We start from the raw sequence: 12,595 nt of genomic DNA, 5'->3' as shown, positions 1-12,595 counted from the left end.
AACAGATGTTGAAACCAGCACCAAACCCTCCCGTCGCTCCGGTCCCGGCCAAGTTCGGTGACCAGGACCTGCTGCGGAAGTCGGCTTCCACCATCAAGCCGCCGGCCGAGCGGCAGACCGAAGTCGCCAAGCTGATCGATGTCTCCAAATGCATCGGCTGCAAGGCGTGCCAGGCCGCGTGCCTGGAGTGGAACAACCTCCACGAGGAGATCGGCACCTTCAACGGCAGCTACACCAACCCGCCGGACCTCACGCCGGCGTCGTTCACGCTGATGCGGTTCACCGAGTGGGTGAACCCGGAGACCGACAATCTCGAGTGGCTGATCCGCAAGGATGGCTGCATGCACTGCGAGGATCCGGGCTGCCTCAAGGCCTGCCCGGCCCCCGGCGCCATCGTGCAGTACACCAACGGCATCGTGGATTTCGTCCACGACAACTGCATCGGCTGCGGCTACTGCGTGCGCGGTTGCCCGTTCAACATTCCGCGCATCTCCAAGGTCGACAACAAGGCGTACAAGTGCACGCTTTGCTCCGACCGCGTGGCGGTGGGCCAGTGGCCTGCCTGCGCCAAGGCATGCCCGACCCAGGCCATCGCCTTCGGCACCAAGGAGGACATGAAGAAGCACGCGGCCGAGCGCGTGACGGATCTGAAGTCCCGCGGCTACAAGAACGCAGGCCTCTACGACCCGCCCGGCGTCTCCGGCACGCACGTCATGTATGTGCTCCAGCATGCGGACAAGCCGAGCATCTATGCCGGCCTTCCGGACAATCCGCGCATCTCGCCGATCGTGGAGGCCTGGAAGGGCGTCACCAAATATGTCGGCATGGGGGTCATGGGCTTCGCCGCCGTGGCGGGGGTGTTCCATTATCTCATCGCCGGCGCCAACAAGGTGACGCCGGAAGACGAAGCCAGCGCGGAGAAGCTGACCCGGGGAGAGAAGCCATGACGGCCTATGATCTCGAACCGGGCGACGGCGTGCACCCGGGCAAGCCGGTGACGGTGGACCGTTATACGGTGGGCGCCCGCATCAACCACTGGATCACGGCCATCAGCCTCGTGCTGCTGGCCATATCCGGCCTGGCGCTGTTCACGCCCAGCCTTTACTTCCTCACCGCTTTGTTCGGCGGCGGGCAATGGACGCGCGCCATCCATCCCTGGATCGGCGTGGTGCTGTTCGTCTCCTTCTCCATCCTGTTCATCCGCTTCTGGCGGGCGAACCTGTGGAAGGGCGAGGACAACATCTGGCTCACCCGCGTGCGCGACGTGCTGCTGGGCCATGAGGAGCGGCTGCCGGAGCTCGGCAAGTACAATGCCGGCCAGAAGTTCGTCTTCTGGGGCATGTCGCTGCTGATCCTCGTGCTCATCGCCACCGGCCTCGTGGCGTGGGATCAGTACTTCTTCCGCTTCACCAGCATCGAGACGAAGCGCATCGCCATCATCGTGCATTCGCTCGCGGCGGTGGGCATCATCTGCGTGTGGATCATCCACGTATACGCCGCCATCTGGGTCAAGGGCACCATGGGCGCCATGACCAAGGGGCGCGTCACCGGCGGATGGGCGTGGCGACACCATCGCAAATGGCTGCGCGAACTGGTGGCAAGCAGGCGCTCGAACGCCGGAACGCCGCGCACGCCGGCGGAATGACCTCTCGTTCGCGCGGCCTCCCGCCGCGCGGACGATCCCGACCCGCCATCGCATCCGTCCGCTCCGCCCTCGCGGCCGGATGGGAGACGTCCCATATGCGATGGTCAGAGCCGGATCGCCGCCGGCCGGCGTGCAGCGGCCGATCCACCCGACACCCTGATGTTCCACGTGACCCGTGGGGTTCGTGAGGTTCCATGTTCAGCTTTCCCGGCGCCGTCCAGCCCGACCCGAGCGTCATCGGCGGCATCGCCCAGCCCCCGCTCGTGCAACTCCCCGATCCCGTGGGCCTGTTCGATGCGCGCGCGAAGCGCTTCGCCCACTTGGCGGAGCACAGCGACCTCAAGCCCTATCTCGGTTTCCTGTCCGCGCTTTGCGCCGTGCAGCGGGACATCCAGCCCGGCCTGCCGGAGGTGGAGCCGCTGGACGCCGATGCGCTGGCCCGCGCCCGCGCGCACGCCATGCCTCCGCTCGACCGCGGCCGTTTCACCTCCGCCCCCGCCTTCGAGACCACGTTCGAGCGGCTGCTGGCGCAGGCCAGGGCCATCCACATGCCGGAGACGGCGGCCGCCGCGCTCGACCGGGTGATCGCGGCCGATGCCGCCGCCCGCGACCAGATGGTGCGCAACGTGCTCGCCGACGCGCTGCCGATGGAGGCGCTGGCCGAACATGTGTTCGTCGCAGCCGCCTTGCAGGTGCATTTCGCCCGCCGCGCGGCTGGACTGGACGGCAAGGCGCTGGTGCCGGTGGCGGACGGCGTCTGCCCCTGCTGCGGCGGGCCGCCGGTGGCGAGCCTGATCGTCGACTGGCCGCATGCGCCGGGCGCGCGCTATTGCGGCTGCGCCCTGTGCGGCACGCTGTGGAACTATGTCCGCATCCGCTGCACCGCCTGCGGCTCCACCAAGGGTATCGGTCTGGAGGAGATCGAGGGCGGCACCGGGGCGGTGAAGGCGGAGACCTGCGAGGAGTGCCACTCCTACGGCAAGCTGTTCTACCAGAACAAGGATCTCGGCGCCGAAGTGGTGGCGGACGACGTCGCTTCGCTCGGCCTCGACATGCTGATGCGGGACCGTCCCTATCGCCGGGCCGGCTTCAATCCTTTCCTGCTGGGCTATTGAGGCCATGAGCGGTTCCAGCGCGGCGGACGCTTCCGCCCTCAGGCGCCTGCCCGCCGTGGATCAGGTGCTCAAATGCTCCCCGGCCCTTCTCGGCGCCGAGCGCCATGGGCGCGCGGCCGTCACCGAGGCGGTGCGCGCCGCGCTGGAGGCCGCACGGGCGGCCCTGCGCGCGGGCGCGCCGGCGCCGGCGGACGCGGAAGGCATCGCCGCCGCCGCTTTGGCGGCGCTGGAGGCGGAGGCCCGCCCCTCGCTGCGGCCGGTGTTCAACCTCACCGGCACGGTGCTGCACACCAATCTCGGCCGTGCCGTCCTGGCGGAGGAGGCCATCGCCGCCGCCACCGCCGCCATGCGCTCTGCCGTGGCGCTGGAATTCGACCTGGAGACCGGCAAGCGCGGCGAGCGCGACGACCATGTGCGCGACCTGCTGTGCCGCCTGACCGGCGCGCAGGACGCCACCGTCGTCAACAACAACGCCGCCGCCGTCCTGCTGGTGCTCAATACCCTGGCCGCGGGCAAGGACAGCATCGTCTCGCGCGGCGAGCTGATCGAGATCGGCGGCGCCTTCCGCATGCCGGACATCATGGCCCGCGCGGGCACCCGCCTCGTCGAGGTCGGCACCACCAACCGCACCCATCCGAAGGACTATCTCGGCGCCATCACGCCGGAGACCGGGCTGCTGGTGAAGGTCCACACTTCCAACTACCGCATCGAGGGCTTCACCGCCGAAGTGTCCCCGCGCGACCTCGCGGCGCTCGCCCATGAGGCCAAGGTGCCGCTGTTCCACGACCTCGGCTCGGGCACGCTGGCGGATCTGGCCGCCTATGGCCTGATCCATGAGCCCACCGTGCGGGAGACCGTGGCGGAGGGCGCAGACATCGTCACCTTCTCCGGCGACAAGCTGCTGGGCGGCCCGCAGGCCGGCTTCATCGTCGGCCGGCGCGACCTCATCGCGGCCATCAACAGGAACCCCATGAAGCGGGCGCTGCGGGTGGACAAGATCCGCCTCGCCGCGCTGGAAGCGACACTGAAGCTCTATGCCGATCCCGACCGCCTCGCCGCCCGCCTGCCCACCCTGCGCCTCTTGACGCGCGGCGCGGCGGACCTCGCCGCGCTGGCGCAGCGTATGGCGCCCGTGCTCGCGGCGCGGCTGGGCAAGGCCTTCGCGGTGGAGCTGCGGGCCTGCAAGAGCCAGATCGGCTCCGGTGCCCTGCCCCTGGAGACCCTGGCCAGCACGGCCCTGGCCCTGGTGCCGGCGGACGGCAGCGGCCGCCGGCTGGCGATGCTCGCCGATGCCTTGCGCCGCCTGCCCGTGCCAATCATCGGCCGCGTGGAGGACCAGGCGCTGCTGCTCGACCTGCGCTGCCTGGAAGATGAGGCCGGCTTTGCCGCCGGCCTCGCGCATCTGGAGCTGTCCGATGGGACTGTTTGACCGCTTCCGCCGCCCGGCGGCCTGCGCGGCCATGGCCGAGACCGTGGAGGCCCGTATGGGCCGCGCGCTCGATGCCGCCCAGGCGGGCGATTACGAGGAAGCCCTGGCGCTGTGGGAGCCGCTCGCCCGCGAGGGCGTGGCGCGGGCGCAGAACAATATCGGCGCCTGCTTCGCCGAAGGGCTCGGCGTGCGCCGCGACCCGGAGATGGCGCAGAAATGGCTCCGCCTCTCCGCCCAGGCGGGAGACGCGGTGGGCCAGCGCAATCTCGCCGCGCTCTATTTCAAGGGCGAGGGCGTGCCGCAGGACTATGTGCACGCAGCCGAACTCTACGGCGCCGCCGCCGCGCAGGGCGATGCGCCGGCGCAGGACATGCTGAGCTGGATGCTGCTGGAGGGCGAGGTCATCCCGCCCGATCTGGCGGAGGCCCGCCGCTGGGCCGAGGCCGCCGCCGCGCAGGGCGTCGCCTCCTCCATGACGCGCATGGGCATGCTCTATCACAACGCCCTAGGCGTGGAGCGCAACGCCGCTGAAGCCGCCCGCTGGTGGCGGCAGGGTGCGGATGCCGGCGATGCGGACGGCCAGGCCATGCTGGGCGCGGCGCACCATCTCGGCTCCGGCGTGCCACGCGATCCTTTCGCGGCCTATGAATGGCTGCTGCGCGCCACCGACGGCGGCAGCGCCCTCGCCGCCCCCTTCCTGCCCGCCGCGCGCGAAGCCCTCGGCCCCGAACGGGCGGCGGAGGCGGAACGCAGGGCCGCCCTCCCCCTGCCGGCAGCGGACGCCGCGCCATGATCATCGGCACGGCGGGACATATCGACCACGGCAAGACCTCGCTGGTGCGGGCGATCACGGGCGTCGATACCGACCGCCTGAAAGAGGAAAAGGCGCGCGGCATCACCATCGACCTCGGCTTTGCCTACATGCCGGCCGACGCGGGGGAGGTGCTGGGCTTCATCGACGTGCCGGGGCATGAGAAGTTCGTCCACACCATGCTGGCGGGCGCAGGTGGCATCGATTTCGCCTTGCTGGTGGTGGCCGCCGACGACGGGGTGATGCCGCAGACCCGCGAGCACCTCGCCATCATCGACCTGCTCGGTGTCCGTCACGGCCTCGTGGCGCTGACCAAGGTGGATCTGGTGGACAACGCCCGCCGCCAGGCGGTGACGGACGAGATCACCGCTTTGCTCGCCGGCACGGTGCTGGACGGCGCGCCCATCCTGCCCGTGTCCACCGCCACCGGTAGCGGCGTCGGCGCGGTGCGTGCGGCGCTGGAGGATGCCGCCGCGCGGATGGCGCGGCGCGCGGCGGGAGGGCGCTTTCGCCTCGCCGTGGACCGTTCTTTCAGCCTCCAGGGCACCGGCACGGTGGTCACCGGCACGGTGCTCTCCGGCCGCGTGAGTGTGGGCGACAAGGTGATGCTCAGCCCCTCCGGCCGCAGCGTCCGCGTGCGCTCGATCCGCGCCCAGGACCGCCCGGCCGAGACCGGACAGGCTGGCGACCGCTGCGGCATCAATCTCGCCGGCGAGGGCATCGGCAAGGACGACATCGCCCGCGGCGACGTTCTGCTGGACGAGAGCCTGCACGCCCCGGCGGACCATATCGACGCCCGCCTGCGGGTGCTCCCCGGCGAGCCCAAGCCCATCGGCCAGTGGTTTCCCGTGCGCTTGCATCATGCGGCCCGCGAGGTGGGCGCGCGCATCGTGCTTCTGGACGACCCGGTACAGCCCGGCGGCTCCGGCCTCGTGCAATTGGTGCTGGAGGCGCCCATCGCGGCGGCGGCCGGCGACCGCTTCGTCATCCGTGACACCTCCGCCCAGCGCACCATCGGCGGCGGCACCTTCCTCGACCTGCGCGGCCCGGCCCGCAAGCGCCGGACCCCGGAGCGCCGGGCCCAGCTCGCCGCCCATGCCGAGCCGGACCCGGCCCGGGCGGTGGCCCGGCTGCTGGAGACGGCGCCCTTCCATCTCGACCTTGGTGCCTTCACCCGCGACCGCGCGCTCTCCGCCGACACCGGGCCGGCGCTGGTGGCCGAACTCGGCCTCAGGACGCTGCCGGTCGGCGCATCGGTCGTCGTTTTGTCGGGCGCGCGCTGGGCCGGCTTCTCGTCGCAGCTGCTGGAGGCGCTGGACGCCTTCCATGCGGCCAATCCCGACCTGCCCGGTCTCGGCATCGAGCGCCTGCGCATGCAGATGCAGCTCCGCCTGCCGGCGCCGGCGTTCAGGGCCGCGCTGCAGAGCCTCGCCCAGGCGCGGGAGATCGCGCTCGCCGGCGCCTGGGTGCGGCGCGCCGGCTTCGCGGTGCGCCTGACGCCGGCGGATGAGGCCCAATGGGCCCTGGTGCAGCCGCTGCTCGCCGGGCAGGAGCGCTTCCGGCCGCCGCGCGTGCGCGACATCGCCGGAATGATCGGCGCGCCGGAGGGCGAGGTGCGGCGGCTGCTGAAACTGCTCAGCCGGCTTGCCTGCGTGGACGAGGTGGCGCACGACCACTTCTTCCTGCGCGGCACGGTGGCGGAGATGGTCGCCATCCTGGAGCACCTGTCCGTTGTGCACGGCAGCTTCACCGCCGCCCAGTTCCGCGACGCGGTGGAGAACGGGCGCAAGGTGGCGATCCAGATCCTGGAGTTCTTCGACCGCCACGGCGTGACCTTGCGCCGGGACGATCTCAGGCGCATCAACCCGCACCGGCTGGACCTGTTCCGCGCCAGCGGCGATGATGCGCCGGCTGACCAGCCGCCGGCCGAGCCGGGCGCGGCGGCACATGGAGGAGAAGCGTCCCTGGTGGGGCGTCCGGACTTCAAATCCGGGAGGGGCCGCGAGCCGGTCCCTGGTGGGTTCGACTCCCACTCTCTTCCGCCATCCTCCCCCACCCGCGGACAGGACACCCGGCAATGACCCCCGTCGACCATCTGCTCGCCGCGCTCGCGGAGGCGGCGAGCGCGGCCGGCGCGCGCGAAGACGCCTTCCGGACTGAAGCCGCGACCACCGCCCGGCGGCTGGAGGCCGAGCGCGCCGCAGCCTACCGGCGCCTCGCCTTCATGCGCGCCTTGTCGGAAGCGGTCGCGGGGGCACAGACGCCGGAGGCGGCCGTCGCCGCCGTCCACGCCCAGGTGCGGGCCGGCTTCGGCTGGGACGGCGAGAGCGAGGCGCGCACCCAGGTGCTGGAGCGCATCGCGCCGCTGGCCCTCGCCCTCCACGCGCAGGCCCATCCGGCACCGCAAGAGGATACCACCGCGCCGCCGGACGCCCCCGCCGACCCGCTCGCGGCCCTGACCGACTTCGAGGCCTGGTACGAACAGACCCGCGCAAGCTCGTTCTGGTACCTGTTCGAGCACTACATGCCGGAGACTCCCCGTGTCGATTTCTAGGGAAGGTGAAGGGCCGGGAGCCGCGACCGAATTCGAACGCTGGCTGCGCGACACCTTCGCGGCGGAAGGCGCCTTCACCGCGCTGGTGATCCTGGTGGAGATCGGCGAAACCCACGTCTCCCTGCTCGCCTCCACCTATCTCAACATCATCGGCGACGACATCGACTGGACGCAGGTGGTGACGCTGTTCGCCGGCTCGGGCCTCAAGTGGGACGGCGCGGCCTTCTTCCCCATGCTGGATGCGGATGGCCCGCTGGAGAATGAGGAGGCCCGCATGCGCCTGCGCGCGGTCGAGGCACGGGTGCGCGACAACCGCCTGGTGCTGAACGAAGGCGAGTTCTTCGATGCCTGGGGCCGCCGGCTGAAGATCGAGGAGATCATCCTCTCCTGAGGGCCGCGCCTGGCGCCGGGGCGTCAGCGGATCGGCACGTCGAAATAGGTGTCGGAAAACGGCTCGCCCTTCAGGGTGAAGTGCCACCATTCCATGAAGAAGGGCTCGAAGCCCGCCTCTGACATGGCCGCGGCGAGCCGCAGGCGGTTGGCCTTCTGCGCCTCCGAGACTGCGTTCGACTCCGGCCACGACCGGGCGCTGAACAGATCGAACGGCGTCCCCATGTCGAGTTCCGTCCCGTCGGAACGGTGGGCCAATGTGAGATCCAGCGTCGAGCCGCGCGAATGGCTGGAGCGGCCGGCGATGTAGCCGAGCGTGAACAGATCCGGCTTGTCGTGGTCGGGATAATAGTCGGCCTTGGTGGCGAGGTCCGCGCCGTCCGCCGCCCAGCGGGCGAAATGGGCCACGGCCCGGGCCGGCCGGTAGCAGTCATAAAGCTTCAGGACCAGCCCGTCGCGCGCGACATCGGCCGCGACGCGGGCCACCGCCTCGGCGGCGGGACGGGTCAGCAGCGCCTTCGCCGCATCGTAGCCATCCACCGGCGCGCCGACAAAATTGGCGGCCCCCGCATAGCGCAGATCCACGATCACGTCCGCCACCACCTCGGGCACGCAGACGAACAGATCGGGCAGCCGATCGACGGACGGGGACAGTGTGAGGTTCTCGGTCATAGCGGTCTCTGCCGGCGCAGCCTGATTCAGGCACTGCGCGATGCTACCACCGAACGGGCGGGTCGCGGGCCGCCGCCGCTCAATTCAACGGCACATCTCCGCCCGTGTCGGGGTCGTCCACCGGCGCAGGAACAGGAAACGGCTCACGACGCGGCTCGCGGGACGGGTCGCCTTCCGGCAGAGGGGGCAGGTCGGGGCCGGGCACGGGAACGTCGTCCGGATCTTCCATGGGCCCGGGCGGCAGGATGGGCGGCTCCGGGGGACGCATGGGATCGGGCTGGCCGGGAAAAGGACCCAGGCGGGCTGCCGGAGCGGGGCTGGCCGGGGAAAGAGTGGGCGCCATCAGGCTCTCCTGCTGTAGGCAACAGGAACGCCACGCGCCGGGGGGCCGTTCCGGCCGGCCTGCCTTTCGCACCGCAACAGGGCGATGCGGCATCCGCCGGGCGGACCCCTGAAAAGAAAAATGCCGGACCTCGAAAGAGGCCCGGCAAGTATCGCCGCAGAGCGGCGAACCTTCCAGAGGGGAACACCTGACTGCGCATGGCGCGATCAGGGCATGAGCAAAGTGCACTCCCCTTAGGCATAATGCAATGCAAAATGACCGCATATCAGGCATGTGCCCAACGCTTGGCTATCCGGCCGGGTTATCCCCATGCCGTCGCGCCAGTGTCACGGTCAGTAATTCCAGCGCTGGGCCTTGGAGATCAGGAAGTCACGGAACACCTGGATCCGCGCCACCGAGCGCATTTCCTGGGCATAGGTGAAATAGGCCTCCAGCTGCGGCGTCTCGCGATCGGTGAACAGCTGCACCAGCGATGGCGAGTCGTCGGACAGATAGTCCGGCAGCGTGCCGATGCCGACGCCCCGCTCCACCGCCCGCTTGAGGCCGAGCACGCTGTTCACCTCGAACGCCGGCACCCGGGGGGTCGAGCCGTCGCGCCCGGCGTGCTCCAGCCAGTTGAGGCCCTGGAAATAGCTCGGGATGGGACCGCCCAGCAGCAGGATGCGATGCTTGTCCAGCTCGTCCAGCGTGCGCGGCTGGCCGTGGCGCTTGAGATAGTCCGCCGAGGCATAAGCGTGGAAATGCACCGTGAACAGCTTGCGCTGCACCAGATCCGGCTGCACCGGCTGGCGCATGCGGATGGCGACGTCCGCCTCGCGCATGGCGAGATCCAGTTCCTCGTCGGTGAGGATGAGCTGGATGCGGATGTCCGGATAGAGCTCGACGAACTCGCCCACCCGGGCGGTGAGCCAGTGCGTTCCGAGGCCGACCGTGGTGGTCACGCGCAGTTCGCCGTTCGGCTTCTCGCGACTGTCGGTCAGCTGGGCGCGGGCCGATTCCAGCTTGAGGAACACCTCATGGGCGGTCCGGTAGAGCAGTTCGCCCTGCTCGGTCAGGATGAGGCCGCGGGCATGGCGATGGAACAGCGGAACCTTCAGCTCCTGTTCCAGCGCCGACACCTGCCGGCTCACCGCGGACTGGGACAGGCCGAGCGTCTCCCCCGCATGGGTGAAGGAGCCGGCCTCGGCGGCCACGTGAAAAACCTTCAGCTTGTCCCAGTCCATCACACCCTGCCTTCAGAGGCCTATTCGGCCGCTTCCGCCATTTCGTGCTGCGCCAGGAAGCGTTCAGCTTCCAGCGCCGCCATGCAGCCCCGGCCCGCGGCGGTCACCGCCTGCCGGAACACGTCGTCCGCCACATCCCCCGCGGCGAACACGCCGGGCACCGAGGTGGCGGTGGAATCCGGCGCCGTCCACACATAGCCGCCGGATTTGAGCCGAAGCTGACCATCCACCAGGGCGGTGGACGGGGCATGGCCGATGGCGATGAACACGCCGTCGGTGGCGATCTCGGCATGCGCGCCGCTCACCACGTCCTGGAGGCGCACGCCGGTCACCTTGGAGACGGGATCGGTCTCGCCGAGGATCTCGTCGATGGCCGCGTTCCACACCACGGAGATCTTGGGGTGCGCGAACAGCCGGTCTTGCAGGATCCGCTCGGCGCGCAGCTTGTCGCGGCGGTGGACCAGCGTGACCTTGGCGGCGAAATTGGTGAGGAACAGGGCTTCCTCCACGGCGGTGTTGCCGCCGCCGACCACCACCACGTCCTTGCCGCGATAGAAGAAGCCGTCGCAGGTGGCACAGGCGGAGACGCCGAAGCCGCGGTAGTCCTCTTCCGAGGTCAGGCCCAGCCAGCGCGCCTGGGCGCCGGTGGCGAGGATCACCACGTCGGCGGTGAAGTGCTCGCCGCCCTCGGTCACCAGGCGGAACGGCCGGTGCGCGAGATCGAGGCTCGCCACGTGCTCGGACAGGATGCGGGTGCCCACGTGCTCCGCCTGCGCCCGCATCTGCTCCATCAGCCAGGGCCCCTGGATGACGTCGGCGAAGCCCGGATAGTTTTCCACGTCCGTGGTGATGGTGAGCTGGCCGCCGGGCTGGATGCCCTCGAACAGCACCGGCTCCAGCATGGCGCGGGCCGCGTAGATGGCTGCGGTGTAGCCGGCGGGGCCGGACCCGATGATGATGACCTTGCTGTGGGAAACCATGGACGTCCTCGAACCGATTGCGACCCTCGCGGGCCGGCGCGCGCGGAACCCGGCGCGAAGCAGCCAGGGCCTCCGGCGCGAGATGCTGGCGGAGCTATGCGGGAATGTAGGGGCGGGTTGCGCCTACCACAAGGCTCAACAATCGTTGCGCTTGGCCGGCAGCGGGATGTCCCCATGATCCGGCCCCGCGGACGCTGACGTCGAGCGGAGAACGCATCAGATCCGCGCACCCCGCTTTGCGCAATATTATTTCGTTGCGCTGCGAAACGGCTTCACTAAGGTGCCAATCGCAATCGCCTGGAGGATTCCCCCTTGACCGTTCGTCTCGACGCCGTGGACTGGAAAATCCTGGCGGAGCTGCAACGGGATGGCCGCATGACCAATGTGGAGCTGTCGCGGCGCGTGGGCATCTCCGCCCCGCCCTGCCTGCGCCGGGTGCGCAGCCTGGAAGAGGACGGCATCATCCGCGGCTATCGCGCGCTGCTGGACGAAAAGCAGCTGGGCTACGACCTCATGGCCTTCGCCATGGTCCATCTCATCAGCCAGGCCGGGACGGATCTCGCCGCCTTCGAGGCGCGCATCGCCCATTGGCCGCTGGTGCGCGGCGCCTGGATGCTGTCGGGCGAGGTGGATTTCCTGATGCTGTGCGTGGCGCCCGATCTGCCGACCTTCCAGAAGTTCGTGCTGGAGATCACCTCGGCGCCGAACGTGCGCAACGTGAAGACCGCGCTGACGCTGAAGCAGTCGAAAAACGCCCCGGTGGTGCCGCTCGAGGAAGGCTCGCCGCCGCCGGAATGAAGCCGACGGAACAGCCGCCGCCGGAATAAGCAAAGGGGGCGCTGCCGCGCCCCCTGCCCGTCCCGCGTCAGCGGTCATTCAGGCCCAGCGGACCGCCACGATCTCGAACGAGCGCGCGCCCTTGGGTGTGACCACCTCGACCGAGGCGCCCTGCTTCTTGCCGATCAGCGCCCGGGCGACGGGCGAGGAAATGGAGATGCGGCCCGCCTTGGCGTCGGCTTCGCTGTCGCCGACGATCTGCCAGACCTTCTCCTCTTCCGTGTCCTCGTCCACCAGGGTGACGGTGGCGCCGAACTTCACGGTGTCGCCGGACAGCTTGGACACGTCGATCACATCGGCGCGGGAGATCTTGTCCTCCAGCTCCGCGATGCGCCCCTCGTTCAGGGACTGAAGCTCCTTGGCCGCGTGATATTCCGCATTCTCGGACAGGTCGCCATGGGCGCGCGCTTCGGAAATGGCGGAGATGATCCGGGGGCGCTCCACCTGCTGACGGAAACGCAACTCGTCCTCAAGGGCGACGAAACCCGCCCCCGTCATGGGAATCTTTTCCATGGGTCCTACCTGGAACCTCCTGATGCCGCGATGCGCGGAACCGGCCTCGCGGGCCCTTGGTTCCGACGCTCGACGTCGATCTC

The 12,595-nt window shown here is 69.8% G+C and carries 12 protein-coding genes, 1 tRNA gene and 1 pseudogene; 10 read left to right on the top strand and 4 right to left on the bottom strand.

What is annotated here, in order from left to right:
* Positions 1-5: 5 nt before the first annotated feature.
* The 9 genes and pseudogenes from fdxH (at position 6) to YU1_RS0108735 (ending at position 7,945) form a co-directional block, all read left to right on the top strand.
* The gene (fdxH, locus tag YU1_RS0108775; RefSeq protein ID WP_029003743.1) at positions 6-947 is read left to right on the top strand and encodes a formate dehydrogenase subunit beta; all 942 of its coding nucleotides are present in this window, start codon (positions 6-8) and stop codon (positions 945-947) included.
* Positions 944-1,645, top strand: coding sequence for a formate dehydrogenase subunit gamma (locus tag YU1_RS0108770; protein WP_029003742.1), 702 nt, complete (start codon positions 944-946; stop codon positions 1,643-1,645). Before fdxH ends, YU1_RS0108770 begins: the two co-directional genes overlap by 4 nt.
* Before the next feature lie 194 nt (positions 1,646-1,839).
* Positions 1,840-2,760, top strand: a complete 921-nt coding sequence (gene fdhE, locus YU1_RS0108765; RefSeq protein ID WP_029003741.1) for a formate dehydrogenase accessory protein FdhE — start codon at positions 1,840-1,842, stop codon at positions 2,758-2,760.
* A 4-nt stretch (positions 2,761-2,764) separates the two neighbouring features.
* Positions 2,765-4,189 carry an L-seryl-tRNA(Sec) selenium transferase gene (gene selA / locus YU1_RS0108760; RefSeq protein ID WP_029003740.1) on the top strand — a complete coding sequence of 475 codons (1,425 nt, stop codon included), beginning with the start codon at positions 2,765-2,767 and terminating at the stop codon, positions 4,187-4,189.
* Positions 4,190-4,220: 31 nt separating this feature from the next.
* Complete coding sequence (locus tag YU1_RS28670; RefSeq protein ID WP_035714641.1) at positions 4,221-4,982, top strand: tetratricopeptide repeat protein; 762 nt, start codon at positions 4,221-4,223, stop codon at positions 4,980-4,982.
* Positions 4,979-6,802, top strand: a pseudogene (gene selB / locus YU1_RS32600) (selenocysteine-specific translation elongation factor); the annotation flags it as partial. The gene YU1_RS28670 and the pseudogene selB, both read left to right, overlap by 4 nt.
* A gap of 147 nt (positions 6,803-6,949) precedes the next feature.
* Positions 6,950-7,045: transfer RNA gene (locus YU1_RS0108745), tRNA-Sec, on the top strand.
* Positions 7,046-7,077: 32 nt separating this feature from the next.
* A complete protein-coding gene (locus tag YU1_RS0108740; RefSeq protein ID WP_029003738.1) occupies positions 7,078-7,554 on the top strand; it encodes a hypothetical protein in 477 nt (158 codons plus the stop codon).
* Positions 7,541-7,945 (top strand): hypothetical protein, encoded by a 405-nt coding sequence (locus YU1_RS0108735; RefSeq protein WP_245263269.1) that lies wholly within the window; start codon positions 7,541-7,543, stop codon positions 7,943-7,945. The genes YU1_RS0108740 and YU1_RS0108735 overlap by 14 nt, the downstream gene beginning before the upstream one ends.
* A 23-nt stretch (positions 7,946-7,968) precedes the next feature.
* On the opposite strand, the gene YU1_RS0108730 is transcribed toward YU1_RS0108735, so the two are convergent.
* The 3 genes from YU1_RS0108730 to trxB all read right to left on the bottom strand — a co-directional run bounded on the left by YU1_RS0108730 (position 7,969) and on the right by trxB (position 11,162).
* Complete coding sequence (locus YU1_RS0108730) at positions 7,969-8,616, bottom strand: M15 family metallopeptidase (protein WP_029003736.1); 648 nt, start codon at positions 8,614-8,616, stop codon at positions 7,969-7,971.
* Between the two features lie 675 nt (positions 8,617-9,291).
* Positions 9,292-10,182, bottom strand: coding sequence for a LysR family transcriptional regulator (locus tag YU1_RS0108725; RefSeq protein WP_029003735.1), 891 nt, complete (start codon positions 10,180-10,182; stop codon positions 9,292-9,294).
* 20 nt (positions 10,183-10,202) lie between these two features.
* A complete protein-coding gene (trxB, locus tag YU1_RS0108720) occupies positions 10,203-11,162 on the bottom strand; it encodes a thioredoxin-disulfide reductase (protein ID WP_029003734.1) in 960 nt (319 codons plus the stop codon).
* 312 nt (positions 11,163-11,474) lie between these two features.
* Here trxB and YU1_RS0108710 point away from each other — a divergent pair, with 312 nt between their 5' ends.
* Positions 11,475-11,960: an Lrp/AsnC family transcriptional regulator gene (locus YU1_RS0108710; protein ID WP_029003732.1), complete on the top strand. Its 486-nt coding sequence runs from the start codon at positions 11,475-11,477 to the stop codon at positions 11,958-11,960.
* A gap of 78 nt (positions 11,961-12,038) precedes the next feature.
* Here the strand turns inward: YU1_RS0108710 and greA are convergent, their stop codons facing one another.
* Entirely contained in the window at positions 12,039-12,512 is a 474-nt protein-coding gene (gene greA, locus YU1_RS0108705) for a transcription elongation factor GreA (protein ID WP_029003731.1), read from the bottom strand.
* Positions 12,513-12,595 lie beyond the last annotated feature (83 nt).

Source organism: Azorhizobium doebereinerae UFLA1-100 (genome assembly GCF_000473085.1).
Classification (GTDB): Bacteria; Pseudomonadota; Alphaproteobacteria; order Rhizobiales; family Xanthobacteraceae; genus Azorhizobium; species Azorhizobium doebereinerae.
Note: the sequence above shows the minus strand (reverse complement) of the source record. Positions and strands in the feature narration are given on the sequence as shown.